The sequence below is a fragment of the Dietzia aurantiaca genome (assembly GCF_021033825.1).
In the GTDB taxonomy this organism is placed as follows: Bacteria; Actinomycetota; Actinomycetes; order Mycobacteriales; family Mycobacteriaceae; genus Dietzia; species Dietzia aurantiaca.
In genome coordinates this window covers 92105-117073 of record NZ_JAIFXZ010000007.1, presented here as the reverse complement: position 1 = coordinate 117073, position 24969 = coordinate 92105, and the positions used below count along the sequence as shown (strand labels likewise).

25 protein-coding genes are annotated in these 24969 nt (G+C 71.8%); 8 read left to right on the top strand and 17 right to left on the bottom strand.

Annotated elements, in window-relative coordinates; all coding sequences use genetic code 11:
• Nucleotides 1-3: 3 nt before the first annotated feature.
• Genes lnt through K3888_RS09565 form a run of 6 tightly spaced genes read right to left on the bottom strand, consistent with a single transcriptional unit; the run spans nucleotide 4 to nucleotide 5744 of the window.
• The gene (gene lnt / locus K3888_RS09590) at nucleotides 4-1632 is read right to left on the bottom strand and encodes an apolipoprotein N-acyltransferase (RefSeq protein WP_230930038.1); all 1629 of its coding nucleotides are present in this window, start codon (nucleotides 1630-1632) and stop codon (nucleotides 4-6) included.
• On the bottom strand, nucleotides 1629-2492 hold the full coding sequence (locus K3888_RS09585) for a cytochrome c biogenesis CcdA family protein (RefSeq protein ID WP_230930037.1): 864 nt from the start codon (nucleotides 2490-2492) through the stop codon (nucleotides 1629-1631). Before K3888_RS09585 ends, lnt begins: the two co-directional genes overlap by 4 nt.
• 3 nt (nucleotides 2493-2495) lie before the next feature.
• Entirely contained in the window at nucleotides 2496-3212 is a 717-nt protein-coding gene (locus K3888_RS09580) for a DsbA family protein (RefSeq protein ID WP_230930036.1), read from the bottom strand.
• Nucleotides 3213-3224: 12 nt separating this feature from the next.
• Nucleotides 3225-4100, bottom strand: a complete 876-nt coding sequence (locus K3888_RS09575) for a cytochrome c biogenesis CcdA family protein (RefSeq protein ID WP_295649123.1) — start codon at nucleotides 4098-4100, stop codon at nucleotides 3225-3227.
• Complete coding sequence (locus tag K3888_RS09570) at nucleotides 4097-4978, bottom strand: cytochrome c biogenesis CcdA family protein (RefSeq protein WP_230930035.1); 882 nt, start codon at nucleotides 4976-4978, stop codon at nucleotides 4097-4099. The genes K3888_RS09575 and K3888_RS09570 overlap by 4 nt, the downstream gene beginning before the upstream one ends.
• A 7-nt stretch (nucleotides 4979-4985) precedes the next feature.
• Entirely contained in the window at nucleotides 4986-5744 is a 759-nt protein-coding gene (locus K3888_RS09565) for a DsbA family protein (RefSeq protein ID WP_230930034.1), read from the bottom strand.
• A gap of 135 nt (nucleotides 5745-5879) precedes the next feature.
• On the opposite strand from K3888_RS09565, the gene K3888_RS09560 reads away from it, so the two are divergent.
• The 7 genes from K3888_RS09560 to K3888_RS09530 all read left to right on the top strand — a co-directional run bounded on the left by K3888_RS09560 (nucleotide 5880) and on the right by K3888_RS09530 (nucleotide 12545).
• A complete protein-coding gene (locus K3888_RS09560; protein ID WP_230930033.1) occupies nucleotides 5880-6470 on the top strand; it encodes a hypothetical protein in 591 nt (196 codons plus the stop codon).
• Nucleotides 6467-6907, top strand: coding sequence for a BlaI/MecI/CopY family transcriptional regulator (locus K3888_RS09555; RefSeq protein WP_230930032.1), 441 nt, complete (start codon nucleotides 6467-6469; stop codon nucleotides 6905-6907). Before K3888_RS09560 ends, K3888_RS09555 begins: the two co-directional genes overlap by 4 nt.
• Complete coding sequence (locus K3888_RS09550; protein ID WP_230930031.1) at nucleotides 6904-7887, top strand: M56 family metallopeptidase; 984 nt, start codon at nucleotides 6904-6906, stop codon at nucleotides 7885-7887. The genes K3888_RS09555 and K3888_RS09550 overlap by 4 nt, the downstream gene beginning before the upstream one ends.
• Before the next feature lie 64 nt (nucleotides 7888-7951).
• Nucleotides 7952-8851, top strand: a complete 900-nt coding sequence (locus tag K3888_RS09545; RefSeq protein WP_230930030.1) for a LysR family transcriptional regulator — start codon at nucleotides 7952-7954, stop codon at nucleotides 8849-8851.
• A gap of 175 nt (nucleotides 8852-9026) precedes the next feature.
• On the top strand, nucleotides 9027-10394 hold the full coding sequence (locus tag K3888_RS09540) for an MFS transporter (protein WP_230930029.1): 1368 nt from the start codon (nucleotides 9027-9029) through the stop codon (nucleotides 10392-10394).
• On the top strand, nucleotides 10387-11409 hold the full coding sequence (locus K3888_RS09535) for a zinc-binding dehydrogenase (protein ID WP_230930028.1): 1023 nt from the start codon (nucleotides 10387-10389) through the stop codon (nucleotides 11407-11409). Before K3888_RS09540 ends, K3888_RS09535 begins: the two co-directional genes overlap by 8 nt.
• Nucleotides 11406-12545, top strand: a complete 1140-nt coding sequence (locus K3888_RS09530) for a flavin monoamine oxidase family protein (RefSeq protein ID WP_230930027.1) — start codon at nucleotides 11406-11408, stop codon at nucleotides 12543-12545. Before K3888_RS09535 ends, K3888_RS09530 begins: the two co-directional genes overlap by 4 nt.
• A gap of 36 nt (nucleotides 12546-12581) precedes the next feature.
• Here the strand turns inward: K3888_RS09530 and K3888_RS09525 are convergent, their stop codons facing one another.
• From K3888_RS09525 to K3888_RS09490, 8 genes are all read right to left on the bottom strand, one after another.
• Nucleotides 12582-14051 carry a GH1 family beta-glucosidase gene (locus K3888_RS09525; RefSeq protein ID WP_230930026.1) on the bottom strand — a complete coding sequence of 490 codons (1470 nt, stop codon included), beginning with the start codon at nucleotides 14049-14051 and terminating at the stop codon, nucleotides 12582-12584.
• Nucleotides 14052-14057: 6 nt separating this feature from the next.
• Nucleotides 14058-15287 carry an MFS transporter gene (locus K3888_RS09520; RefSeq protein ID WP_230930025.1) on the bottom strand — a complete coding sequence of 410 codons (1230 nt, stop codon included), beginning with the start codon at nucleotides 15285-15287 and terminating at the stop codon, nucleotides 14058-14060.
• A 119-nt stretch (nucleotides 15288-15406) separates the two neighbouring features.
• Complete coding sequence (locus tag K3888_RS09515; protein ID WP_230930024.1) at nucleotides 15407-17101, bottom strand: amidohydrolase family protein; 1695 nt, start codon at nucleotides 17099-17101, stop codon at nucleotides 15407-15409.
• An 83-nt stretch (nucleotides 17102-17184) separates the two neighbouring features.
• Nucleotides 17185-18147, bottom strand: a complete 963-nt coding sequence (locus K3888_RS09510) for an LLM class F420-dependent oxidoreductase (protein WP_230930023.1) — start codon at nucleotides 18145-18147, stop codon at nucleotides 17185-17187.
• 306 nt (nucleotides 18148-18453) lie between these two features.
• A complete protein-coding gene (locus K3888_RS09505) occupies nucleotides 18454-20061 on the bottom strand; it encodes a peptide chain release factor 3 (protein ID WP_230930091.1) in 1608 nt (535 codons plus the stop codon).
• A 235-nt stretch (nucleotides 20062-20296) separates the two neighbouring features.
• Nucleotides 20297-20755 (bottom strand): DUF1990 domain-containing protein, encoded by a 459-nt coding sequence (locus K3888_RS09500; protein WP_230930022.1) that lies wholly within the window; start codon nucleotides 20753-20755, stop codon nucleotides 20297-20299.
• 40 nt (nucleotides 20756-20795) lie between these two features.
• A complete protein-coding gene (gene pth, locus K3888_RS09495) occupies nucleotides 20796-21404 on the bottom strand; it encodes an aminoacyl-tRNA hydrolase (protein ID WP_230930021.1) in 609 nt (202 codons plus the stop codon).
• 34 nt (nucleotides 21405-21438) lie between these two features.
• Nucleotides 21439-22335 carry a LysR family transcriptional regulator ArgP gene (locus K3888_RS09490; RefSeq protein WP_230930020.1) on the bottom strand — a complete coding sequence of 299 codons (897 nt, stop codon included), beginning with the start codon at nucleotides 22333-22335 and terminating at the stop codon, nucleotides 21439-21441.
• A 68-nt stretch (nucleotides 22336-22403) separates the two neighbouring features.
• On the opposite strand from K3888_RS09490, the gene K3888_RS09485 reads away from it, so the two are divergent.
• Entirely contained in the window at nucleotides 22404-23021 is a 618-nt protein-coding gene (locus tag K3888_RS09485) for a LysE/ArgO family amino acid transporter (RefSeq protein WP_230930019.1), read from the top strand.
• A 146-nt stretch (nucleotides 23022-23167) separates the two neighbouring features.
• Here K3888_RS09485 and K3888_RS09480 read toward each other — a convergent pair whose 3' ends face one another.
• The 3 genes from K3888_RS09480 to arsC form a co-directional block, all read right to left on the bottom strand.
• Nucleotides 23168-23797 carry a 50S ribosomal protein L25/general stress protein Ctc gene (locus K3888_RS09480; RefSeq protein ID WP_230930018.1) on the bottom strand — a complete coding sequence of 210 codons (630 nt, stop codon included), beginning with the start codon at nucleotides 23795-23797 and terminating at the stop codon, nucleotides 23168-23170.
• Between the two features lie 162 nt (nucleotides 23798-23959).
• Nucleotides 23960-24616, bottom strand: a complete 657-nt coding sequence (locus K3888_RS09475) for a phosphoribosylanthranilate isomerase (protein WP_230930017.1) — start codon at nucleotides 24614-24616, stop codon at nucleotides 23960-23962.
• A 4-nt stretch (nucleotides 24617-24620) separates the two neighbouring features.
• Nucleotides 24621-24962 carry an arsenate reductase (glutaredoxin) gene (gene arsC / locus K3888_RS09470; protein ID WP_230930016.1) on the bottom strand — a complete coding sequence of 114 codons (342 nt, stop codon included), beginning with the start codon at nucleotides 24960-24962 and terminating at the stop codon, nucleotides 24621-24623.
• Nucleotides 24963-24969: the final 7 nt, after the last annotated feature.

The window sequence follows — 24969 nt, the reverse complement described above, 5'->3', positions numbered from 1 at the left end:
AGGTTAGTGCTCGGAACCGCCGGGTGCGCCCAGCGACGGGCCTCGCCGCACGAGGACGCCGTGCGGGCGTAGCCGACGAACCCGGGCCGCGCCCTCGCCCGATCCCGCGGCCAGGCCTGTCGTGAGCGCTGCGGCTGCGCCCACAATGCCCAGCGTGCGCTCGACGATTCCTCCCCAGCGGGTCGCGGGTGTCCCGGCTCCGCCCAGGCGCAGGTCGGCGGTCAGGGTGGCGGCCTCGAAGATCTCCGACTGCTGCTCGACCGTGCCGTCCGGGGCGATGATCGCACTGACCCCGCTCGTGGCGGCCACCAGGACGGGGACGCTGTGCTCGACCGCCCGGACCCGCGACATCGCGAGTTGCTGGTAGGTCATCGACGAGTGGCCGAACGTCGCGTTGTTGGTGGGGACCGTGAGGAACTGTGCACCGGCGGCGATCGGGTCGCGCGCCGCGGCGTCGAACGCGACCTCGAAGCACGTGGCGGTTCCGGCCACGACGCCGGGCACCTCGAGCGTGCCGTCACCGTGACCCGGGACGAAGTGGCCGGCCTGCTCGGCGGCCGGGAAGAACGCCTCGAAGAATCCGCGCCACGGCAGCCATTCGCCGAAGGGCTGGATGTAGTGCTTGTCGTGTCGGTCGGTCGGGCCCTCGGATCCGTTCCAGACGACCTGCGTGTTGTACGCCGTCGGACCGCCTGGCACCGGGTCGATCGTCCCGAGCGAGATCGGCGCGCCGACGGCCACCGACGCCCCCGAGATCGCCCGCGCGACGTCGGGGGAGCGCAGCGCGGGGACGTCCGAGGCGTTCTCCGGCCACAGGACGAGGTCAGGCTGCGGCTCGTCCCCGGAGCGCACGCGGTCGGCGAGGCGGTGCGTCTCCTCCAGGTGGTTCGCGAGAACGGCCGCGCGCTGGGACGCGAACTCCAGGCCGAGCCGCGGGACGTTGCCCTGGATCACCGCCACGCGCAGGGACTCCGCGGCACCGGGCGACCCGGGGGCGACGACGACGCCGGCCGCCGCGAACAGCGCGGCCGGCACGGCGAAGGGGGCGACCGCGGTGATCACCCGGGGCCGCCGCAGGGCGACGAGGACCACCAGCCCGAGGGCGAATCCGGACGCGGCGATCGCGGCACCGAGGAACCGCGCGCCACCGAGAGAGGCGAGTGCGAGCAGCGGGCCGTCGGCGTGACCGAACGCCAGGGATCCCCACGGGAAACCACCCCAGGGCCAGGAACCGCGCACCGACTCGCATAGTGACCACCACGCCGCGAGCCCGGCGGCCGCACCCACCCCGCGGGCTCCGCCCGCGGCGCCCCACCGGACGAGGTGGACGGCGCCCGCCCCGAAGGCCGCGAGATACAGGGCCTCGACTGCGGAGAGCGCCCACGAGGCGTACGCGCCCACATACAGACCCACCCACGGGAGCAGGAGGAGGAAGAAGACCAGGCCGAAGACCAGTCCTACGGCCGCCCCGGTGCGGATCCTCGGGGCCGCGCTCCCGACCGGGCCGAGGGCGACCACCAGGAGGGCGAGCCCGAGGACCGCGCCCGGCCACCACCCGACGGGTGGGAACGACGTGTAGACGAGCGCCCCCGCGCCGGATGCCAGCACGAGACGGCCGACGATCCGCGTCATCCGCGTCGGGGCCGCGTCGTCGACGGGGCACGAGTGACGGAACGACGTCGGGCCCGCCACCAGAGGAACACGCCGAGGACGGTGACGACGGCGAACGCGATGCCGTCGACCACCGGGTTCGCCAGCACGGCACTGCGCTCCTGGAGCCACGCCTGCACGCTGGTGGGAACGAGTTCGGGTACGTGGAGCAGGCCGTTCGACGACCAGAACACCAGGCCGACCACCACGATGAGCAGACCGGTCACCACCGACGTGCTGTGGAGCCGGCGGCCGAACGCCGTGAAGGAGCGGCCCCGCAGGAGGGCGCGGGTGCGTCGGCTGATCCTGCCCCACAGTGCGGCCAGCACCATGAGGGGCACGACCATCCCGGCGCCGTAGATCGCCAGGAGGAGCCCCGCGGTCACCACGTCGCCCTGCGCCGCCGCCAGGGTGAGCACCGCTCCGAGGATCGGGCCCGCGCAGAAGCCGGCCACTCCGCTGGCCGCGCCCAGGAGCACGGTCTTGACCAGCCCGGTGCGCTCGGCCACCTGGGTGTGCAGCGACTCCGACCCCGGGAGTAGGCGGGCGGCGTCGAAGCCGAGCCCGGCGGCCTGCGCCAGGCCGAGCGCGATGAGCAGGACGGACGCGGCGATCACGATCGCCTCGCGCTGGGAGACGACGATGCTCCCGACCACCCCGGCGCCGATTCCCAGGGGCACCAGCACCACGAGGAGGCCGACGTAGAACACGGCGCCGTGCAGCCAGAGCCGGGGGCCCGAGCCGACGGTCGAGGCGAAGAACGCCGGCAGGAGCAGGGCCCCGCACGGGCTGAGCAGGGCGAGGATGCCGCCGAGGAACGCGGTGACCAGTCCGATGTCCATCCGTCACCCCTCACCTGAGGCACGGGCGTCGTCGAGCGCACTGTCGAAGGCCTCGACGAAGACGGACGTGGGTTGTGCGCCGATGATCGGGGCTCCGCCGATGATGAAGACCGGGGTGGAGACGGCGCCGTGCTCGGTCGCCAGTGCCTCGCTCCTGGCGATCTCCTCGGCCGCCTCCGGCGAGGCCATGTCCGAGGCGAAACGCCCGCGATCGAGACCGAGGTCTCCGGCGAGGGACAACAGTCCCTCCCGTGACAGTTCGGCGGACGTGCGCGTGGAGCCGCCGTCGAACAGGGCGTCGTGGAACTCCCAGTAGGCGGCCTGCGCGGAGGCCGCGTAGGCGGCGCGTGCCGCGCGCTCGGAGTCTGGCCCGTAGACGTTGACGTCGCGGATCTCGATGCGCAGATCACCGCGCTCGGCGTGCTCCATCAGTTCCGGGAGCGTGTCCTGGGTCCACTGGGCGCAGAACGGGCACTGGTAGTCGGAGAACATCACCAGGCCCACGGGGGCGTCGACGAGCCCGGCCGCGAACGGGTCGGCGGGGTCGCGCCGTTCGGCGTAGGAGTAGTCGGGCTGTTGCTGTGTCGAGGCGAGACCGTCCGCGTCGGGTCCGGAGGTCGACGTGCGCCACATGGCGACGCCCAGCGCCACGAGGATCACCAGGAGGAGGATCCCGGGGATCGTGCCCACGGGCGCCCGGCGCGGGGTGGATCGGGACATGCCCACTCCTTCTCAGATCGGCAGGGTCGTGTCGGAGATCGCGAAGTCGCGCAGCCAGCTGATGAACAGGTCCCATGCGCCGCTGACCAGCAGCAGGCCCACGAGGATCAGCATCGCGCCGCCGAACATCTGGATCGAGCGGGTGTGGCGGCGAAGCCAGCCGACCGTGCGCAGGGCCCGGGTCGAGCCGAATGCCACGAGGATGAACGGCAGTCCGAGTCCGAGGCAGTACACGACGATGAGCAGGACGCCGCGCGTGGCATCCAGCCCGGTCCCGGCTGCCACCGAGAGCGCGGCGGCCAGGGTCGGCCCCAGGCACGGTGTCCAACCGAGGGCGAACACGCCGCCGAGGAGGGGCGCCCCGAGCCAGGTGGACAGGGCCCGCGGTTGCATCCGGGTGTCCTTCTGCAGCACCGGGACCACGCCGATGAAGACCAGCCCCATGAGGATCGTCACCACTCCACCGAGGCGTTGCAGCAGCTGCTGTTGTGGGGCGATGTACTGGACGGTGCCGAGCACCATGGCGGACAGGAGGACGAACACCACGGTGAAGCCGCCCACGAAGAGCAGCGAGGCCGCCACCACCCGCCGTCGGCTGCGACGCCGCGTCGCTTTCTCCGCGACGGTCAGCGTGCCCGCCTCCGCTCGCCGTGCCTCGGCGGCGGCCACGGTGGCGGCGGGCTTCTCCTCCGCGCCGACGACGCCGGCCAGGTAGGCGAGGTATCCGGGCACGAGGGGGATGACGCACGGCGAGGCGAAGGACACGAGTCCGGCGAGCAGGGCCGCGCCGATCGCGAAGAGGATCGGCCCGGACGCGACCGTCTGTTGGAAGGCCTCGCCGATCGATGCCGCGAGGATCACGGCGTCCGCCGGCGCGGTGCCGGTCACGCGTCCTCCTCGGTCCGGACGCGGATCTTGTCCGGGAGGGAGACCTCGGGGAACGGGGTGTCCGCGGCGACTCGCGGCTTCGTCCGCGAGACGCGGACGGCGACCAGGGCGGTGAGGGCCACCGCGAGGACCACGAGGACGACGACGAGATCGGGGATCGCGCCGGCCCACCCGAGGACCGCTCCCTCGAGTTCGGCCTGGGCGCCGGCACCGAGGAGCCCGGTGAGCTCGGTGGTACCCGCGGTCACCAGCAGCAGGACGCCCACGCCGATGGTGAGGACTCCGCCGATGATGCCGGTCCACGTGTTGCTCCAGGCCCCGATCGAGATCTCGCGGGGCCGGATCAGCCGTTTGATCGCGGGGAAGCGCCCCCACACCAGGGACAGCAGGAGCAGGGGCAGGGCCATGCCGGCGGCGAAGACCAGCACGATGACCCCGCCGGTCAGTGCGGTTCCGGAGACGGCGGCCACCGTGAGGACGGCGCCGAGCAGCGGTCCCGCGCACACACCCGCCAGCCCGTAGACGGTGCCGAGGGCGTACACGGCCGTGATGGAGGTGCCCTGCGTGTTGGTCCCACGGCCCCGGAAGGGCAGCGGCACGTTGAGCAGCATGAGTACGCCGAGAACGATCACGATGACCGAGGCGACGGTGACGAACGTGAAGCGGTGCTGGTTGACGAACGCGCCCAGTGTCCCCGCCAGGACGCCCAGGGGGACCAGGCTGGTGGCCAGGCCCAGGTAGAAGACGCCGGTCCGGGCGAGCAGCTCGCGGGGGCTCGCGAAAGCGTACGAGAAGAACGCGGGCAGCAGCATCGCCGAACAGGGGCTCAGCAGGGTGAGGACGCCACCGAGGAAGGCGCCGGTCAGTCCGATGTCCATGTCGGCGTCACTCCGCCGCGGCGAGTGACTCGTCGAGGTACTCGCGGAACGTCGTCAGGGGCTGCGCGCCGGACAGGGCGGTCTCGCCTGCCACGAAGAACGGGACGGCGGTCACCCCGAGCCGCTGCGATTCGAGGGTCGCGGCCTCGGTCTGCTTCCGGATCTCCGGGTCGTCGAGCGCCGCGGTGAACCGGTCCATGTCCGGCATCCCTACCTGTTCGGCAAAGGCGATGAGCTCCTCGCGGGGCAGATTCGGGTGACCCTTCTCGGGCGCGGCGTCGAAGACGGCCGTGAGGTACTCGACGTACTTGTCCTGGTCGGCCGCCGCCTGCGCGGCGACCGACGCGAACTCCGATTCCTCGCCGAAGTAGGCGACGTCGGTGAACTCGATGCGCACCTTCCCGGTGTCGACGTACTCCTCGATGAGGGTCGGCAGTGTGTCGCGGCTGAACGACGCGCAGAAGGGGCATCGCAGGTCCACCCATTCGGTGAGCACGACCGGCGCGTCGATGTCGCCGATCGCCCTGGGGTCATCGGCATCGCGCCTGACGAACATCATGTCCCCGCCGCCGCTCGCGTTCGCCTCAGCGTTCGTCTCGTCTGAGGCCTCTCCCGCAGTGGTGGTCGAGGTGGGGGATTGGCCGGGCAGCATCTGGGCCACCACCACGATGCCGAGGAAGGCGACGACCGCCCCCAACACGATGTTCCAGATCCGGGAGCGTCGGTACTTCGCCTCCAGTGTGTGGCGTGAGACGGGAGCGTTCACTGCGGGCCCTTCTGTTGGGGGTCGGTTCTGCGGAGGTTCCGGAGGCTGCGGTGCGGTCGAGCCCGGGCGGACCGCTATCGACTATGACACATAGTCGACTATCGCGGTTAGTCGACTCGTGGCATGATCGTCCCCATGCAGTTCTCGAAGCCCGCGGGTCCGGCGGAGAAGATCAGGCGGCACGTCGCGACATGGCCGCGGTCGATATCGCTCGCGGCCGAGGGGCTCCGGACGCTCACCCGCCGGCAGTGGGTGGTCGCAGCCGCGGTCTCGATCGGCTTCGGGGTGCTGCTCGGCCTGGCCACGGTCCTCATCCCCAACTCGCTGTTCACCCGCGAAATCCCCGCGGTGTGGTGGAACTACCCCGTCTGGATCGTCACATCAGTGCTCGCCGGCCTGCTCTTCGCGACCTACGTCCGCGACGGCGCCGGTGGAGCGGACGACTCCACCGGAGGGTCCGGGAGTGACGACGACGAGGGCAGGCGCACGAGCAGGGCCGGCATGGCGGGGGCGTTCCTCGCGTGGTTCGCCGTCGGGTGTCCGGTCTGTAACAAGTTCGCCCTTCTCGCGCTGGGCTACTCGGGCGCCATCACGTGGTTCGCTCCGTTCCAGCCCGTCCTCGCGGTGCTGGCCCTCGTACTCACGGGCGTCGCGCTGATCGTCCGGTTGCGCGGCCGGGTCCTGTGCGTATTACCGTCGGGCCGGGTGGAGGAGGTGAGCCTATGAGCAGTCGCGGCGACGGGGCTCGAGGAGAGCGTGTGTCCCGCCGGGGCGGCGGTCGAGAAGCGCCGTCCCGGCAGGACGAGGCGCCCCGCCTCGGCACCCTCGAGGCCCGGGTGATGGACCTGTTGTGGGACGCCGGGCCGTCGACCATTCGTGGGCTCATCGAGCGGCTCCCGGGCGAGCCCGCGTATACGACCATCGCCACGGTGCTCACCAACCTGCATCGGAAGACCCTGGTGTCGCCGCGCAAGGAAGGGCGATCCACGGTGTACGAGACGACCGGGACCCGCGAGCAGCACGTGGCCTCGGTGATGTCCCACGCGCTGGGCAGCAGTCGTGATCGTGCCGCGTCGATCCTGCACTTCGCCGAGACCATCCCGGACGACGAATTGGATCTGCTGCGGGAGTTCCTCGACCGCCGCGGTGGAGGTGCGTCATGACCGGCATCCTGCTCCTGGTGTTCGTGCTGTGCCTCGGCCTCGCCGTGCCGGCTCTCGCCGGGCCGCGCGTGCTACGCCACGCGGCGCCCACGCTGATGCGGGTGCCCCGCCTGGCGGTCGCGCTGCTGTCCGGAGGAGTGGTCGCCTGGGTGCTGGCGGCCCTGTCCATCGCCCCACTGCTCGCCTGGGTCGTCACCGGGCCGGACATCCTCCCCGGCGACGCCGCGCTCGTGTGCAGTCAGTGTCTGGCAGCCGCTGATCCCTTCGGGCTCGACCGGGTGGACACCGGCGTGCCCGTCGCGCTCCTGCTGGCCGTGCCGGTCGCGGTCTCGGTGTACCAGGCGTTCGCGATCGCGGGTGATCTCGTCCGTCGTCGCCGTCGTTCGACCCGAACCGCGCGGGTCTTCCGGGACGGCGCGCGGCCGGTGGACCTGTACGGGCACCGGGTGCTCCTCGTGGGTGACGAGCACCCGTTCGCGCTCACGTTGCCCCGGCGGCACGGTGGCATCGTGGTCTCCACCAGCGCCGTCCGGATGCTGACCCCCGACGAACTGCGAGCGGTCCTCGCCCACGAGGCCGCCCACCTGCGCCAGCGGCACCACCTCATCTCGGCGGTCGTCACCACGCTCACCGGGCGACTGCACCGCATCCCCCTGTTCGCCGCCGTGGAGGCGGCGCTCGGTCACTACCTCGAGATCGCGGCCGACGACGCCGCCAGGCGCGAGGTCGGCACCACGGCGCTGGCCGGCGCGCTGTTGACCCTGGGACAGACCGGGCATCCGGGGACGCATCGCCAGCAGCTGCACGGCGCGCTGCACGCGCTCGGCCCCGACCGCATCCGGCACCTCGTCGAGCCGGGACGAGGCACGGCCGGGGTCGCGGCGGCCACCGCGAGTGTCTTCTGCCTGACCGCGCTGGCACTGCTCGCCGCGGTCGTCCACGTCCCCTACGCGCTCGCGGTGCTCACCGGGTGTATCTAGGCCGCCGATGCCGCGGGGGCCACGGGCGCCGCGGGTGCTCCGCACGACCGGAAGGGTGGAGCTCATGACGGGACGACTGAGCATCGACGCGCTGCGCTATGCGCGGGCGGTGGCAGAGACCGGGTCGTTCAGCGCGGCCGCGCGCGCCTACGGCGTGAGCCAGCCGGCCCTGTCCAACGCGATCGCCACGCTGGAGGACCGCCTGGGGGCGCCACTGTTCGTGCGATCGACCCGGGGCGCGTCGCCGACCGAGTTCGCCACGCGCATCCTGCCGCACGTCGAGCGGACGCTCGGGGAGATGGACGCACTCGTGGCCGAGGCCCGCCGCCTCACCGAGCCGGCGAGTGCCCGGATCCGCGTGGGGGTGTCCCCGCTCATCGACCCGACCATGGTGAGCCGGGCGGTCGAGGCGGCGGCCCGCCTGCCCGGGCACCGCGAGCTCGTCCTGAGAGAAACGGATCTCGCCGGGCTCCGCGCGGACCTCCTCTCAGAGGAACTCGACCTCATCCTCATCCCGTCGGTAGAGCCGCTCCCGCGGTTCGCTCACCGGGTCATCGGTTCCGAGCCGATCGTCGTGGTGGGGGCGCCGGCCGGGGACGGTGCGGCCGACGGCCCCGGTGTCCCGGAGGTCGAGCTCGGTGAGGCCGCCGGCTCCCGGTGGATCCTGGTCCCCGACTCGTGCGGTCTCACCACGTTCACCACCAGCCTGTTCGATCTCAACGCGCTCCCGCTGCAGCAGTACCCGGGCGAGGCCTCGAGCTACCGGGTGCTCGAGCAGTGGGCGAACCTCGGCCTGGGCGCGGCGCTCCTGCCGCAGTCCAAGCTGGAATCTGCGACGTCGGCCCACCGCCGATTGGTGGAGGACGGCCGACCGGTGGAGATCTTCTACGAGGCCGTGTGGCGGCGGGACTCAGGACTGTCCGCGGATCTCGCCGCGTTGGTCGACTCGATCGCCGACCGCTGAGGCGGCCGGGGCAGCGACTCGGGCCACCCTCCGGCCGGGGGCCATACACAGAAGTTATGGCGGTATCACCGATGGGCCACTACCGGAGCCGCCGCGCCGCTCCTACCGTCGTTCACGGCGCGACGGGCCCACCCGGCCCGTCGTGCGGCACTTTCCAGGAGAGAAAAGAGATTCGGTGAGAGAGACGACACGCGTCGAGGACGCCGTGCGGCCGGTCGCACACCATGATCGCGGCGTCCCCGCGCAGCAGAAGCGGACGCTCGCTGTTCTGGTGGTCATGCAGGTGATCGGCACCATCGGTGTCGGCGTGGCCCCGTCCATCGGTGTGCTGCTCGCCAGCGAGGTCACGGGTAACGAGGCGCTCGCCGGCCTGGCGCGGACGGCGAGCACGTTCGGCGCCGCCCTCCTCGGGCTACCCCTGGGGACACTCGCAGCGCGCCGGGGTCGTCGAGTGGCACTCACCACTGGGTGGTGGTCGGCGGCAGCTGGCGGTGCGCTGTTGGTCGCCGCCGCGCAGTGGGGAATGCTGGTGCCGTTGTTTGTGGGCCTGCTCCTCATCGGCGCCGGGTCCGCGGTGGCCCTCCAGGCGCGCTTCGCCGCGACCGACCTGGCGACCCCCGAGCAGAAGGGCCGTTCGCTCTCCCTCGTGGTCTGGGTGGGGACGCTCGGCATGGTGCTCGGCCCGAACCTGGGCGCGCCGGGCGAGCTCGTCGGCTCGTTCACCGGGCTCACCGTGTACGCGAGCGCCTTCCTCATCGCCGCGATCTGTATGGCCCTCGCCGGCGCGATCGTCTTCCTCCTGCTCCGGCCCGACCCGCTGCTCCTGCTCCTGAGTTCGGCTCAGAACGGGGGACGCATCGCCGGACCGCGGCCGCCGATGCGCGACCGGTTGGCCGCCATGCGGGCCGAGCTGGCCGGAAACCGACAGGCGCGCTATGCCGTTGTCGCGATCCTCACCGCCCAGGCGGTCATGGTGGCGGTCATGACCATGACCCCGGTGCACATCGTCCACCAGGGCGGCTCCGTCACCATCGTCGGGATCACGATCAGCCTGCACATCGCGGGGATGTACGGGCTCGCGCCGGTCGTCGGGTTCCTCACCGACCGGTACGGGCCCCGCCCGACCATCGTGGCGGGCCTGGCGATCTTCCTCGCCTCGCTGGTCATCGGCATGGTGGTCCCCGGCAGCGCCGGGTGGCTCATCACCTCGCTGGTCCTGCTGGGCGTCGGGTGGTCGTTCGTCAACGTGGCCGGTTCGGCCCTGTTCTCCCGGGTGGTCCCCGAGGAGACGCGGGCGTCGTCGCAGGGTGCGGTCGACGCGGCCGCGAACCTCTGCGGTGCGACCGCCGCCCTGGCCGCCGGGCCGCTCCTCGTCCTCACGAGTTTCTCGTTGCTCTCGCTGCTGTCCGTGGTCGTGTTGGTCCCGCTCGCGGTGCTCACCGCGTCGGCGCGCCTCGGAGGGTGGACCACGTCGGCGGGTGGGTCCGAGCCCGTCGGCCCGTCGGCCCCGGTGGATTCGTCCAGGGAGGACGATCGTGGCTGACGTCGTGAGGATGAGTGTGGAGACCGAGGGCGGCCCACTGCGCGCGACTCGGATCGCGGAGGCGGCGCCGGGGCGCGGCGAGGTCCGCGTGACCGTGGTCGCCACAGGGGTCTGCGGGGCCGACGTGGGGACGGTGCGCGGCGCCCGGGGCTCCGCCCTGCCGGTGACCCCCGGGCACGAGGTCGGCGGGGTGATCGCCGAGCTCGGCGAGGGCGTCGCCGGATGGGATGTGGGGGAGCGCGTCGCCGTGGGGTGGTTCGGCGGTAGCTGCGGGCACTGTGCGGCCTGCCGCCGCGGTGACCTGGTGCACTGCCCGGACCGTCGGATCCCGGGGCGCTCGTACCCCGGGGGCTGGGCGCAGTCGATCACGGTGCCGGCGACCGCGCTCGCCCGTGTTCCGGACGGTCTCGACCTCGTCGACGCCGCGCCGATGGGGTGCGCTGGCGTGACGACGTTCAACGCCCTGCGGCACGCCGGTGTCCGGCCCGGCGCCCGGGTGGCGATCCTAGGGCTCGGCGGGCTCGGCCATCTCGCGGTCCAGTTCGCCGACGCGATGGGCTTCGAGGTGGTGGTGATCGCCCGCGGCCCCGAGAAGGCCGCTGACGCCGCCGACCTCGGTGCTGACGCCTACGTCGACGCGGATTCCGTCGACCCGGGCGCCGTCCTGAAGGAATCCGGCGGCGTCGATCTGATCGTCAGCACCGTGCCGGCGACGTCCGCGGTGGAGGCGGTGCTGCCGGGCCTGCGCCCGAGGGGGCGGTTGGTCCTGCTGGGTGTCGCGGCCGGAACACTGCCAGTTCCGGTCGGGCAGCTCGTGATGAACGCCCAGTCCGTGTCCGGCCACGTCACGGGCACCCCGTCGGATACGGAGGCGGCCATGCGCTTCGCGCTCCGCAACGGGATCCGACCCTGGGCGCAGCGGATGCCCCTGGAGGACGTGCAGGAAGCCGTGGACCGGCTCGCCGCGGGGGACGTCCGGTACCGCATCGTCCTGGACACGGGGGCGAGGCTATGACCGCCGGAGCCGCCGGAGCCGACGGAGCCGACGGGGACGCGGGAGCCGTTGGGGCATCCGACCGTGCCGGCGCCGGCCGGACCGACCGCGCCGACGTGATCGTCGTGGGCGCCGGGATCGCGGGACTCGTCGCGGCCGAGGCGGTGTACCGGGCCGGCAGGAGCGTTCTGGTGATCGAGGCGCGCGACCGCGTGGGCGGGCGGATGCGGTCGGTCGGTGACGCGAACGGGGCGATCGAGCTGGGCGCGACCTGGTTCTGGGCCAACGAATCCGCCGTGATCGCACTCGTCGACCGCCTCGGGGTGGACACCTTCGATCAGTTCAGCTCCGGTGACGCACTGTTCGAGCCGGGTCGTCGTCGTATGTCGGGGGTGCCCGGGGTCGGGGACGCGCGGCGGTTCACCGCAGGCGCCGGGGACCTCGCCGGGCGCCTCGCCGCGCGACTACCACCGGGCAGCGTCCGTCTCGGTTCCCCGGTCGTGGCGCTGGAGGTCGACGACGACGAGGTGCGTGTTCGGACCGCACACGGTGAGCACAGAGCCCGGCACGCGGTCGTGGCACTGCCGCCGCCCCTGGTTGCCGAACGGATCGCGATCACCCCACAGCCGCCCGCGGCACTGGCGGAGAAAGTGGTGCGTACGCAGGTGTGGATGGGCGAGATGACCAAGGCGGTGGCCGTATACCCCGAGGCGTTCTGGCGGGACGAGGGGCTGTCCGGACTGGTCATGAGCCACCAGGGACCGTTCCGGGAGATCCACGACCACAGTGGTCCGCACGGCAGTCCCTCCGCGGTGTTCGGATTCGCCCCCTCGGCCTCGTTCGTCGGCGTCGACGAGATCGCGATCGCCGAGGCGTTCACCGCCCAGCTCGTCCGGCTCTTCGGTGGGCGGGCGGCGCGGCCGTCTCGGGTCGACGTGGTGGATTGGTCACGCGAGTCGTGGACCACGCCCGCCCGGCCGCACCCGGAGCGATCGACCGCCGGCTACGGCGACCCGGTGTTCGCCGTACCGGTCGGTGGGCGCCTCCACTGGGCGTCGACGGAGACCGCGACGCGGTTCGCCGGGCACGTCGAGGGGGCGATCCGGTCCGGGCTGCGCGCGGCCGACGCGGTGGTGGGCGCGCTCGCCGGCGCCTGACCGACCCCTCCGGCGGGCTGACGCCGACCGCCGCGATCAGCGCGCGGGGCAGGCCGAGGCGATGAGGTCGCGGTACCAGTACCAGGAGTCCTTCCGCGTGCGCTCCTGGCTCTCGTGGTCCACGTGGACCAGCCCGAATCGCTCGGCGTACCCGGCCGCCCACTCGAAGTTGTCCATCGCCGACCACGCGTAGTAGCCGCGCACGTCCACCCCGAGGTCGATCGCGTCCACGACCGCGCCCAGGTGCGCGCGGAGGAAGTCGATCCGCCGGTCGTCGTGGACGGCGCCATCAGGTCCCGGCTCGTCGTGGTACGAGCAGCCGTTCTCGGTGATCGTCACCGGCGGCAGGTTCGGGTAGCGCTCGTGGAGTTGCACGAGGATATCGGTGAGCCCGGACGGCACGATCGGCCAGTCGAAGTCCGTGCGCTGCACCCCCTCGATGCGAACCGGCCGGAACGGCATGTCCTCGGGAAAGTCCACCTCGAGCACCCCGGAGTAGTTCTTCCCGGGCCGCGGTGCCTCGATCACCGTCGGTTCGTAATAGTTGACGCCGTAGTGGTCGAGGGGTCGGGAGATCGCGACGAGATCCTGCTCGAGCTGCTGCGCGGTCAGCCCCGCGGAGGTCATGACGAGCTCGGCCACCCAGTCCTCCGGATAGCGACCCCGCAGGATCGGATCGGAGAACGTCCAGTTGGTGAGGACGCGGAACAGGTCAGCTGCCTCGGCATCTGCGGGGACGGCGTTGTCGTCGTCAGGTCCTCCCGTGGCGCCGGTCGCGGCGAGTACGGGGAAGTGCTGCTGGACCACCCCCACCTCGTGCCGGCCTCCGGCCGCGCGGATCGCGTCCACCGCCAGCCCGTGCGCACGCAGGAGATTGTGTGCGACGGGCAGGCAGTCCAGGCCCAGGCCCAGCGCGGGGGCGTGATCGGTGAGGGCGTGCCCGTACAGCGTGTGCACGTTCATCTCGTTGAGCGTCAGCCAGCGCGTGACCCGGTCCCCGAGCGCGTCCACCACGACCGCGGCGTAGTCCGCGAGCGCGTCCGCCGTCGAGCGCTCGAGCCACCCGCCCTCGGATTGCAGCGCCTGCGGCAGGTCCCAGTGATAGAGCGTGGGCACGGGCGTGATGCCGGCGGCCAGCAGCCCGTCGACGAGCCGGGAGTAGAAGTCCAGCCCCGCGCGGTTCACCTCGCCCCGGCCCGCGGGCAGGATGCGCGACCACGAGATCGAGAAGCGGTAGTCGTGCGCGCCCAGTTCGGCGAGGTCACGGACGTCCGCGGGCCAGCGGTGGTAGTGGTCGCACGCCACGGCGGGGGAGTCGCCGCCGCGGATGCGGCACGGTTCGGCGGCGAAGACGTCCCAGATGCTGGGCCCGCGGCCGTCGATGTCGGCGGCGCCCTCGATCTGCGCGGCGGCGGTGGCGGTGCCCAGTCGGAAGCCGGCGGGCAGTACGCGGTCGGCAGGGGTGCGCGGCACGGGACGGTCGGGCACGGGGGCGTCTGTCGGCATGGGGTCCTATCTCACGGATCGCAGGGGCAGGGTGCACAGGGCGGCCGCCACGGCGATCACCGCGCCGACGCCGTACAGGGCCGGATAGCCGGCGGCGGAGAGCACGAGGGGCGCGGCGAGGGCGGGGGCGAGCACCTGGGGCAGCGAGTTGGCGATGTTGGCCACGCCCAGCAGGGTGCCGGAGGTGGCACCGTCGGCGAGCGTGGAGGTGATGATCGCCATGTCCACGCCGATGAACAAACCCCAGCCCAGTCCCAGGATGGTGGCGGCGAGGAGCACGACCGGCATCGTGGTGGCCAGCGCGAGCAGGATCAGGCCTCCCGCGGTGGTGAGTGCCCCGGCCACCGCGAACACACGGCGCCGGGCGAACCGATCCGAGACGGCTCCGGTCAGACCCGCGCACACCGCGGACAACACCAGGGTGATCACGGTGACGATCAGGACCGAGCCGGCGACGTCGTCGGCCTGCACCACCTCGTCGAGGAAGAAGAACAGGTAGAGGAGCAGGATCGCGTTGGTGAGGTTCATCAGGAAGCGCAGCAGCCACGCCCACGTGTAGTCGCGGGTGGGCCGGAAACCGCGCGCAACGCGGCCGGTCGGAACAGACGCCGGGACGCTGCCGGTCATCGCCGACGATGTCCGGTCGGCCACGACGATCGCGACCAGAAGTGTCGGGGTGGCCACGGCCAGGACGAGATAGCCGACCGCTCCCGCACCGACGGACTCGGCGACCACCGTCCCCGCGATCACGCCGACGATCTGCCCCACGCCGAACAACGACCCCACGATCCCGCGTTGGGCGACCGGGACCCGGTCGGCGATGAGGGCCGCCAGCACGGCGAACGGGCCGTTGAGCCCGAGCTGGACGAGCACCCAGCCGGCCAGCGTGAGGGGGCCGGTGGACGCGGTGAACAACACGACCTGGCCGATCACCCCGATAGCGGTGCCGGCGTAGACCACCGGCATACGGGTGCCGAGACGGCCCCGGCATCGGTCGGAGGCTAGCCCCCAGAGCGGGTTGGCGACCAGTGCGACCGCCGCCCCCGTACCCACGACCAGCGCGAGCAGTCCCTCGCGGCCGCTGGGCCCGGCGATGAGATCGGTCTGCGCGGGCAGCAAGATCTGTAGCGGGCCGAACCAGGAGGCGAACACCGCCACGACGCCGAGCGTGAGCGCGACGATCCACCCCGCCCCAACCGGCGAGGGCTCAGGTGACTCGACCGACGTGGCCGACATGGCCGACACGGAAGGCGGAACAGGCGAAGCAGGCGGAGTCGGCGAGGTCGGCGGGTCCGGCGCGTCCGGCCGACGCGGCGCTTTCGACCGACGCGGTGGGTTCGGCGGGGCGCCGGCGGTCACCTCGCGCGTTCCCAAGTGGCCACCCACGCCTCCGCGCCGCCCATCAGCTGGCGCTCGAGTTCGGCCCGGTCCGGCCCGGCGCGGTGCAGGACGTCGGTGATCCAGTCGGCGTACAGACCGTACTGCGCGACACCGTCGACGTTGAGGTCGTAGACACGCTCGGCGAACCGCCAGCGGTCCATCACCTCACCGCTGGGCGCGGTGAACGGGTAGACCAGCGGGTCCGCCGCCGCGCTGGGCCGGGGCTCGGCGAGCGGGGCCAGTCCGTTGACGTCCGAGCCGAATCCGTAGCCGTCCCACGGCCGGGTGGCGCCGGCGGTGGTGGCGCGCCAGGAGTCGAGGAAACCCTCGTCGAAGTTCTCGGTGGGGTCCGGCGGGTAGGCGAATGCGGCCGTGAACCCGCCCATCTCGTGCATCCGGCGGCTCAGCGCCGGGTCAGACCACGTGTGGTCCACCACCAGCCCGCCGTAGCCGGCCTCCTCGGCCAGGTCGAGGGTTCGGGTCGCGCTGGCCACGCTCATGTGGTCGAGGTTGATGAGCATCCCGCGGTCCATGAGCCCGCGCACGACATGCTCGCCCAGCGGGGTCAGGCCCCGGACGTTGCACAGCGGCTCCTGCGGGTACACCGGCAGACCGGCGCCCGCGGGAGCGCCGGACGAGGCCGCGGCCAGGCCGTCCGCGACGGGAGTGCTGGCCAGCGGCTGGGCGTGGTCGGAGGCGCCGGTGGTGCAGGGCCGGGTCTCCCAGAATCGCTGCGCGGCGAGCTTGTTGCCGATGTTCACCGCCAGCCCGGCCAAGTCCTCGTCCATGCGGGCGCCGCCGAGGGCGTTGTCGAACTTGTGGACCGGGAACACCGTGGACACACCCCATGAGGCGAACTCGTCGAGGCCGCGGTCGATGTCCTCGGCCGTGCACAGCGGCGCGTCGTCGATCATGCGGCACCCGAAAGGCTCCGAGGCCTCGACCCCCAGGGTGACCGCGAGCTTGCCCTCACCCGCGATCCGGCGCACGTCCTCCGGCGAGCGGGCGATCCGGAACCAGCCCTGGCCGGGCCCGCCGTGCTCGGCGTCGATGTGCGCCTCCATGCGGTTCAGATAGTCCACCTGCCTGCGCAGCTGGTCCATCTCGTCGCACGAGTGGGGCGAGCCGACGAGCATCTCGCACAGCACGCGGTTGGCGACCAGGTGGTTGTTGAGCACGCGCTGCCCGGCCCGCCACGACCGCTCTATACCGGTGTAGTAGGCCTGCTCGTGGAGCTGCGAGTTGTGCGCGGGCCAGCTGGCGAAGGTGGGGAAGCCCTGCGCCCCGCCGGGGATGTCGGTTCCGCCGAGGATGCCCTCGAGCAGCGCGAAGTGGCCGGTGCCCGAATGTGACTGGCAGTCCGCCATCGCCTCCACCAGGCCGCCGGGCGCGAACGGTCGGCCGCAGCGAAGCGCCCCGCCGAAGGCCTCGGAGGCGGCGATATGGGCGTGGGCGTCGATGTATCCGCGGATCGGCCCACTGGGCTGGGCCGCCGGGGCCTGCCCGGAGGTCTGCGGGCCGGGCGGTGTCGGACCGGCGTTGCTCGTCGGCGCGATCGCGGTGGAGACCACCAGGACGACGACGGCGAGGAGCGCCGACGCGGCCAGAGCCCACCCTCGGGAAAGAGCCGATCTTGTCGTCGTCGTCATCGTCACATCACAGGGCGCCATGCTGTGACATTAGCCACGCCATCGTTGAAGGTGGGGGCTTTCGTCCCCGGGCCCGGGTGCGGTTGCTCCGGCCGAGCCGGGGATCAGAGCTGGGACGCGACCTCGGAGGCGACCAGCTCGAGGTGATCCAGGTCCGACATGTCCAGGACCTGCAGATAGACGCGCCGCGCGCCGACCTCCGCATACCTGCCGATCGTGTCCACGACCTCGGCCGGCGAGCCCGCGGCGCCGTTGGCGCGCAACTCGTCGACCTCGCGACCGATCGCGTCGGCCCGGCGGGCGATCTGTGCCTCGTCGCGCCCGCAGCACAGCACCAGCGCCGCCGACCGGAGGATCTCCTCGGGGGCGCGGCCGCGCTCGGCGCACGCGGCATCGACGCGCTGGTACTGCGTGGCGACGGTGTCGAGGTCGGCGAACGGCACGTTGAACTCGTCGGCGAACCGGGCCGCCAACGCCGGGGTGCGGCGCTTGCCGTGGCCGCCGACGATCACCGGCGGGCGCGCCTGCAGCGGCTTGGGGAGGCCGGGGGAGTCCACCAGGTCCACGCGCTTGCCGCGGACGGTGAGCGTCTCACCGGCCGGGGCGGACCACAGCTGTTCGAGCGCGCCGAGGGTGTCCTCGAGCAGGTCAAAGCGCTCGCCGAGCGGCGGGAAAGGGACGCCGTATGCGGTGTGCTCGTCCTCGTACCAGCCGGCGCCGAGGCCCACGTCGAGGCGGCCGCCCGACATCTGGTCGACCTGCGCCAGGGAGATGGCCAGCGGGCCGAGGTGCCGGAAGGTCACCGAGGTCAGGAGCGTGCCGAGGCGGATCGTGGACGTCTCGCGGGCCATGGCGGCCAGCGTCAGCCAGGCGTCGGTGGGGCCGGGCATGCCGGTGACGCCGCCCATCTTCAGGTAGTGGTCGGATCGGAAGAACGCCTCGTAACCGAGGTCCTCGGCGGCGCGGGCCACGGCGAGCTGATCGTCGTAGGTCGCGCCCTGCTGCGGCTCGACGAAGACGCGGAGACCGACGGACGGTGAGGCTGGGGCGGGGCTGTCTGCTGGCATGGCATCCAGGATGCCCGCGGCGCGACCGCCGGCGCCAACCGTGCGGGGGTGGTCGGGCTGTCAGTTGCCGGACACGCCCGCGGCCCACATGAGCCGGTTGCAAGACACCGGAGCCGGGCTGCAAGACACCTGATGCGTTTCGCGGCCCGGTTTTCGCATCTCTGGTCTTGCGAACGGGTTGGCATGTCTTGCAACCCGGGCGAGGTGCGCAAACCGGGCGGGGCATGCAGCCTGGGTGAGGTGCTTGCAGCCCCGGGTGGGGTGTGCAGTCCGGACGGGTGCGTGCAACCCGAACGGGGTGACGGGCTAGTTCGTGTCGGCCACCAGCGGCTCGATGGTGAGGTGATCCATCTCCTTGCTGATGTACTGCAGCCGCCACTTGTCGCCGAAGAGGGCCAGCAGTTCGCCGTCGGTCCGCTGGAACACCTCGACCCCGCGCTGACGGTTCAGTTCGTCGGCGGACTCGGCGTCGGTGCGGCGGGCGATGGAGTACGGCAGGTTGTCGACGATCACCTCGACGTTGAACTCGGCCTTCATCCGGGCCGTGACCACCTCGAACTGCATGGGACCGACCGCGGCCATGACCGGGTTCGCGTCGCCGCGGGTGTCGTTGCGCAGGATCTGCACCACGCCCTCGGCGGCCAACTGGTCGATCGCCTTGCGGAACTGCTTGTATTTGCCCAACGACTGCGCTCGCACCACCGCGAAGAACTCGGGCGCGAACTGCGGGATCGGCGGGAACTTCACCTTCTTGCCGGTGTAGAGGGTGTCACCGGGAGCGAGGCCGGTGGCGTTGACCAGGCCCACCACGTCACCGGGGTAGGCGGTCTCGACCGTCGAGCGGTCACGACCGAACACGGTCAGCGCGTACTTGGTGGTGAACGGCTTCGCCGTCTGCGCGTGCTGGACCACCATGCCGCGCTCGAACTCGCCCGAGACGACACGCATGAACGCCAGTCGGTCGCGGTGGGCGGCGTCCATGCCGGCCTGCACCTTGAACACCACGGCGGAGAAGGGGTCGGTGGTCTCGCGGGGCTCCCCGCCGACGGTCGGCCACTCGCGTGGCGGCGGCGCCAGGTCGACCAGCGCGTCGAGGATCTGGTGCACACCGAAGTTGAGCATCGCGGAGGCGAAGATCACCGGGCTGGTCTCGCCGGCGAGGTACAGCTCCTGGTCGTGGTCCTGGCCCATCGCTGACAGCAACTCGGACTCCTCGACGGCGGTCTCCCACACGTCGCCCTCACGCTCGAGTGCTTCGGCCGGGCCGTAGATCTCCTCGGGCGCGATGGTCGAGCCACCGGCGGTGCGCGTGAAGTGCACGTACTCCTCGGGCGCCCCGCCGGAACCGCGGCGCAGCAGCCCGCGGTAGTCGCCGGCGATGCCCACGGGCATGAACAGCGGTGTCGGCACGAGCCCGATCTGCTCGGTGATTTCGTCCAGCAGCTCCAGCGGTGTCTGGCCGGGCCGGTCCCACTTGTTGATCACGGTGATGATCGGCAGCCCGTTGTGCTTGCACACCTGGAACAGTTTGAGGGTCTGCGGCTCGAGGCCCTTGGCGGCGTCGATGAGCATCACGGCCGCGTCCACGGCGGTGAGCACGCGATAGGTGTCCTCGGAGAAGTCGGCGTGACCGGGGGTGTCGACGAGGTTGATGACGTACGGCTCGTCCGAGGGGTCGGCGCCCTCGGGGACGTAGTTGAACTGCAGGGCGGTGGAGCTGACGGAGATGCCGCGGGCCTTCTCCATCTCCATCCAGTCCGACACGGTCGAGCGACGGCCCGACTTGCCGTGGACGGCGCCGGCCTCGGTGATGACGCGGGCGTGCAGCGCGAGCGCCTCGGTCAGCGTCGACTTACCGGCGTCCGGGTGGGCGATGACGGCGAACGTGCGTCGGCGGGCGACCTCGGTGGTCACATCGCCGGATCCGTCGGTACCGGGCTGGTGCCCGTTCGTGCCGGCGTTCTCGGCGGTGTCCGTCACGCGTCCTCCTCGTACTCGGGCGGCGCTCGCCGCAGTCGGTCCAGTTTACGTCCGAGCGGTCGGGGCCGCCCAATCCGGGCATGTGGCCCGTGGGCGGGAGTAACCGAGGGAAAGTCGAGGTGGCGGAGCCGCCGCGGTACTCGGGGCGTGTGCGGAGCAGGCCGCCGGTTCAGCGCCCTTCGGTGAGCGCATCGAGGTAGCGGCGGGTGATCCGGTCCTGTTCGGCGCGCGCGATCGGGCCGCCGAGTCGCGCCAACCACGTGGCGTGCTCGGATTCGGCGGTAATCGTCAGGCGCACGTGTCCCGTGGCCGCGTCATGCGTCACGACGAACGACTCCCGGCCGCGCTCGGGGTGGCCGGGCAGCGACCGGTAGGTGAACCCGCGGGCGTCGTCGTCGTCGACAACCTCGGTGACCTCGCACGGCGCCGACACTCTCAGCCACGCCGCGGGGCCCGAGCGGGGGCGGAGCGTCACGATCCGGCCGGGCGTGGCGGGTCCGTCGACGACGACGACGAGGCCCGCCCCTCGGTGCATGTCCCAGTTGAGGAGCGACCGGCTCGCGCGCTCGAACAGGTCCGCCCCGACGCCCAGGTGGGCGGTTCGCGTGAAGCGCCGGGGCCGACTCATGTCCGTATCGCGCCGGCGGCGCGCTCCGATTTCCGGCCGGTCACGCGGAGTGGACCTGGTTCTGGGCCGTCTCCAGGCCGTGCTGGAGGAGCAGCTCCACGGCGTCTGCGGCGTCCTGGACGAGGAACGGGACGTCGGGCTGCTCGAGCTTGGAGAAGCGTTTGAGGACGAAGTCGGCCACCGCCATGCGACCCGGCGGGCGGCCGACCCCGGCGCGGACCCGCAGGTAGTCGCGGGTGCCCAGCGACTGGGTCAGCGAGCGGAGGCCGTTGTGGCCGCCCTCTCCGCCGCCGCGCTTGAGGCGCACCTGGCCGAAGTCGATGTCGATCTCGTCGTGGATCACGATCACGTCGGTGGGCTCGACGGAGAAGTACTTCGCCACCGCCGCGATGGGGCCGCCGGAGAGGTTCATGTAGCTGCGGGGGCGGGCCAGGACGACTTGCCGACCGGCCAGGCGCGTCTGGGTGATCTCGCAGTTGGTTTTCTTGTGGGTGCTGAAGCCCGCCGGCATGGGCAGCGCGCGGGAGGCCAGTTCCTGCAGGACCTCCCAGCCGATGTTGTGGCGGGTGCCCTCGTAGTCGGGCCCGGGGTTGGCCAGGCCCACCACGAGCGCGGGGCCGGTCGGTTCAGCGGTAGTCACGCCGCCCATGATCCCAGATGCCGTCGTGGGGGGTGCCGGTCCGTCAGGTGCGCAGCTCGGCCCGGGCGATGTCGAGGACCGCGTCGGTCAGGGCGTCGAGGTCCGGCGACTGCAGTTTCCAGTGTTGCCAGAACAGCGGCACGTCCAGCGGCCGGTCGGGGGAGACGTTCTCGATCTCCCCGGACACCAGCCAGGGGGTGGCCAGCTGCTCGGGGATCAGGCCCCAGCCCAGGCCCGCCACGATCGCCCGGACGTGGTCGTGGGAACTCGGGATGTAGTGCCGCGGCCCGGTGGGCTGGCGGCGGGTCAGCCGGCGGTAGTAGTGGTTCTGGTGGGCGTCGCTGCGGTCGAAGTCGACGATCGGCGCGCGACCGAGCGCAGCGGTGGGCGAGCCGTCGCGCAGGTGTCGTGCCACGAATCCGGGGCTGGCGCAGGCCAGGTAGCGCATCGAGCCGAGCGGGAGTGAGCGGCAGCCCTGCACCGGACGGGACTCGCTGGTGACCGCTGCCATCACCTCGCCGCGGCGCAGCAGTTCGGACGAGAGCGATTCGTCCTCGCGCCGGATATCGAACACCACGCGGCCCGCCGAGTGGACCTCCGTCATGGCGTCGAGGAACCAGGTGGCCAGCGAATCGGAGTTGCATGCCACCGCCAACGCCACGTGGTCCTGGCTCGTCGCCGAGTCGCCGAGCTCGCCGGCCAGGGACTCCTCGAGGTGCAGCATCTGGCGAGCGGTCCGGAGCACCACTTCGCCCGACTCGGTGGCGGTGATGGGGCGTTCGCGGCGCACCAGGATCCGGCCCGCCGACTCCTCCATCGCGCGGATCCGCTGGGACACCGCGGACTGGGTGATGTGCAGGTGAGCGGCGGCGGCCTCGAACGAGCCGAGATCCACAACGGCGGCGAGGGTGCGGAGCTGATCGAGCTGAAGAGTAGCCATAAGTGTCACTAATGCTATGTCAAAACCAGTAGTGGCACTACTGACGCACGCCGCTCTAGCGTGAGTACGTGACCACCACTTCCACACTTCTCATGGGCGCCGGCATGGGTCTGGGACTCATCGTCGCCGTCGGCGCGCAGAACGCCTATGTCCTCCAGCGGTCCATCCGTGGCGATGTCCGGATGGCGCCGATCGTCGGGTTCTGCGTGGCCTCCGAGGCCGCGCTCATCATGCTCGGTGTATTCGGGGTGGGCGCCCTCGTCGAGGCCGCGCCCGGGGCGATCTCGGTGATGACGTGGATAGGCGTGGCGTTCCTCGTGGCCTACGGCGGGTTCGCGGCCTACCGGGCGATCCGGCCGGGGCAGGGATTACAGACAGGCGGGGACGCGCGCATCCCGTCGACGCTCGGTGCGGTGGCGGCGTGCGCGGCGTTCACCTGGCTCAACCCGCACGCCTACCTCGACTCGGTGGTCTTCCTCGGCACGCTCGCCAATCAGCAGTCGGGCGACATGCGCTGGGTGTTCGCCGCGGGTGCGTTCCTCGCCGGCATCGCGTGGTTCTCGCTCATCGGCTTCGGCGGCAAGGCGCTGCGTGGGCTGTTCTCCCGCCCGGGTGCATGGCGCGTTCTCGACGCCCTCATCGCCGTGATGATGTTCGTGCTCGCGTTCGGCCTCATCCGCGGCTGACCCGGCCCGGCCCGGCCAGTGGCGACTGGGGGCGGGGCCGGGGTACGGGAGATGCAGACGGGCCCGGCACGACGTGATCGTCGTGCCGGGCCCGGTTCGGTGAGGCAGCCGTCAGGCCGCGTCCGCGTGCATCACACGCGGGAGGTTCACTCCTCCTCGGCAGCCTTCGCGGCGTCCTCGGCGGCCTCGCCCTCGGGGGCCTCTTCCTCGTCCGACTCGAGGTCGGCCTCGGTCGGCGCCTCGATGACGTTGACGAGCAGGGTCTCCGGGTCGGAGATCAGGGTGGCGCCGGTGGGCAGCGTGACGTCGGCGGCGGTGAACTGGGTGCCCGCCTCGACGCCGGCGATCGAGATCTCGAACTCCTCGGGGATGTTGGTGGCCTCGACCTCGACCTCGATGTAGTCGGCGTCAGTGGTGACCAGGGTGCCCGGGGCGGCCTCGCCCGTGACGAGGACGGCGATCTCGACGACGACCTTCTCGCCCTTCCTCACGACGAGGAGGTCGGTGTGCTCGATGATGCGGGTAAGCGGGTGCACGTCGATCTGCTTGGGAAGAGCGAGCTGCTCCTCGCCCTCGATGTCGAGGGTCAGCAGGGCGTTGGTGCCCGCGTAGCGCAGGATCGCGGCGAACTCGAGCGCGCCGAGAAGCAGGTGGCGGGGCTCGGTCTTGTGGCCGTACAGCACGGCGGGCACCTGGCCCTCGCGGCGGGCGCGGCGGGCGGAGCCCTTGCCGAACTCGGTACGGACGGCGGCAGTGAGCGCGTTCTTGTCGGACATGCGATGACCCCTAGGTGAGTATTTCCGGCCCGGCGCGAAGCGAGACCTCACGGAAAACCGCACTGGAGGTGATCGCGTCGATAACGGAGTGGCCGGGTGGCCCTCCCTCGCCGAGATGACCCGATAAGACTACCGTCGCCCGGTTCGGCCGCCCAAATCCGGTCAGGCCCGGGCCCCGGCGGCGCCCCGGACGAAGTCGCGGCAGAGTTCGGGCGACTTGTCGCCGTTCGGGTCATCGACACCGCTGTTGACGTCCACGCCGTAGGGGCCGACCTGCTCGGCGGCGGCACCCACGTTGCCCGGGTTCAGGCCGCCGGCCAGAATCACCGGCGTCCCGATCGGGGCGACGGCCTCGACGATGCGACGGCTGATCGACCAGTCGTGTGTCTTGCCGGTTCCGCCGAGCCGGTCCTTCGAGCGCGAATCGAGAAGCAGCGCATCGCAGTGGGGTGCGGCCTCGACGGCGTCGTCGACGGCCTCCTCGCCGGAGACGTGGATGGCCTTGAGGATCTTCCTGCTGCCGGCACCGGCGCGAACGGCCCTGAGGGTCTCGAGGGTGACGATGCCGTGGACCTGGATCGTGTTGACCCCGGTCTGGTCCGCCAGGTCGAGAATGCTCTCCGGGGTGTCCCGGTGGGTCACCAGCACGGTGGAGACGAACGGGGGAGTGGCCGCGGTGATGCGGCGGGCGACCTCCGGGGTCACCTCGTCCTCGCTGCGGTGGTTGATCCCGCAGATCAGTCCGATGGCGTCGGCTCCGCCCTCGAGTGCGATGCGCAGGTCGCTCTCGTTCCGGATGCCGCAGATCTTGGCTCTCATGGGGTCAGAGGATCTCTTCCACTGCAGCGGTGGGACGAGCCATGCGGGTGCCCTTGGGCGTCACCACGAACGGCCGCTCGATCAGCCGCGGGTGGGCGACCATCGCGGCGAGCAGCTCGTCGTCGGACGCCTCGAGGAGGCCGAGCTCGGTGAACTCGGCCTCCTTGACGCGCACCGCCTGCCGGACCGTCAGCCCGGCATCGGCGATGAGGGTGCGCAGTTCCTCGACGGTGGGCGGCGTGTCGAGGTACTTGATGATCGTCGGCTCCACGCCCCGCTCCCGGAGCAGCTCCAGCGCCTGCCGGGACTTCGAGCAGCGGGGGTTGTGGTAGATCGTGGCGTCCATCGCGGGC

Excerpts from the sequence above, each read along its gene's own strand:
- lnt (WP_230930038.1), bottom strand. The coding sequence starts at position 1,632 with ATGACGCGGATCGTCGGCCGTCTCGTGCTGGCATCCGGCGCGGGGGCG.
- K3888_RS09585 (WP_230930037.1), bottom strand. The coding sequence starts at position 2,492 with ATGGACATCGGACTGGTCACCGCGTTCCTCGGCGGCATCCTCGCCCTG.
- K3888_RS09580 (WP_230930036.1), bottom strand. The coding sequence starts at position 3,212 with ATGTCCCGATCCACCCCGCGCCGGGCGCCCGTGGGCACGATCCCCGGG.
- K3888_RS09570 (WP_230930035.1), bottom strand. The coding sequence starts at position 4,978 with ATGGACATCGGACTGACCGGCGCCTTCCTCGGTGGCGTCCTCACCCTG.
- K3888_RS09560 (WP_230930033.1), top strand. The coding sequence starts at position 5,880 with ATGCAGTTCTCGAAGCCCGCGGGTCCGGCGGAGAAGATCAGGCGGCAC.
- K3888_RS09555 (WP_230930032.1), top strand. The coding sequence starts at position 6,467 with ATGAGCAGTCGCGGCGACGGGGCTCGAGGAGAGCGTGTGTCCCGCCGG.
- K3888_RS09550 (WP_230930031.1), top strand. The coding sequence starts at position 6,904 with ATGACCGGCATCCTGCTCCTGGTGTTCGTGCTGTGCCTCGGCCTCGCC.
- K3888_RS09545 (WP_230930030.1), top strand. The coding sequence starts at position 7,952 with ATGACGGGACGACTGAGCATCGACGCGCTGCGCTATGCGCGGGCGGTG.
- K3888_RS09530 (WP_230930027.1), top strand. The coding sequence starts at position 11,406 with ATGACCGCCGGAGCCGCCGGAGCCGACGGAGCCGACGGGGACGCGGGA.
- K3888_RS09525 (WP_230930026.1), bottom strand. The coding sequence starts at position 14,051 with ATGCCGACAGACGCCCCCGTGCCCGACCGTCCCGTGCCGCGCACCCCT.
- K3888_RS09520 (WP_230930025.1), bottom strand. The coding sequence starts at position 15,287 with ATGTCGGCCACGTCGGTCGAGTCACCTGAGCCCTCGCCGGTTGGGGCG.
- K3888_RS09515 (WP_230930024.1), bottom strand. The coding sequence starts at position 17,101 with ATGGCGCCCTGTGATGTGACGATGACGACGACGACAAGATCGGCTCTT.
- K3888_RS09510 (WP_230930023.1), bottom strand. The coding sequence starts at position 18,147 with ATGCCAGCAGACAGCCCCGCCCCAGCCTCACCGTCCGTCGGTCTCCGC.
- K3888_RS09500 (WP_230930022.1), bottom strand. The coding sequence starts at position 20,755 with ATGAGTCGGCCCCGGCGCTTCACGCGAACCGCCCACCTGGGCGTCGGG.
- pth (WP_230930021.1), bottom strand. The coding sequence starts at position 21,404 with ATGGGCGGCGTGACTACCGCTGAACCGACCGGCCCCGCGCTCGTGGTG.
- K3888_RS09490 (WP_230930020.1), bottom strand. The coding sequence starts at position 22,335 with ATGGCTACTCTTCAGCTCGATCAGCTCCGCACCCTCGCCGCCGTTGTG.
- K3888_RS09480 (WP_230930018.1), bottom strand. The coding sequence starts at position 23,797 with ATGTCCGACAAGAACGCGCTCACTGCCGCCGTCCGTACCGAGTTCGGC.
- K3888_RS09475 (WP_230930017.1), bottom strand. The coding sequence starts at position 24,616 with ATGAGAGCCAAGATCTGCGGCATCCGGAACGAGAGCGACCTGCGCATC.
- arsC (WP_230930016.1), bottom strand. The coding sequence starts at position 24,962 with ATGGACGCCACGATCTACCACAACCCCCGCTGCTCGAAGTCCCGGCAG.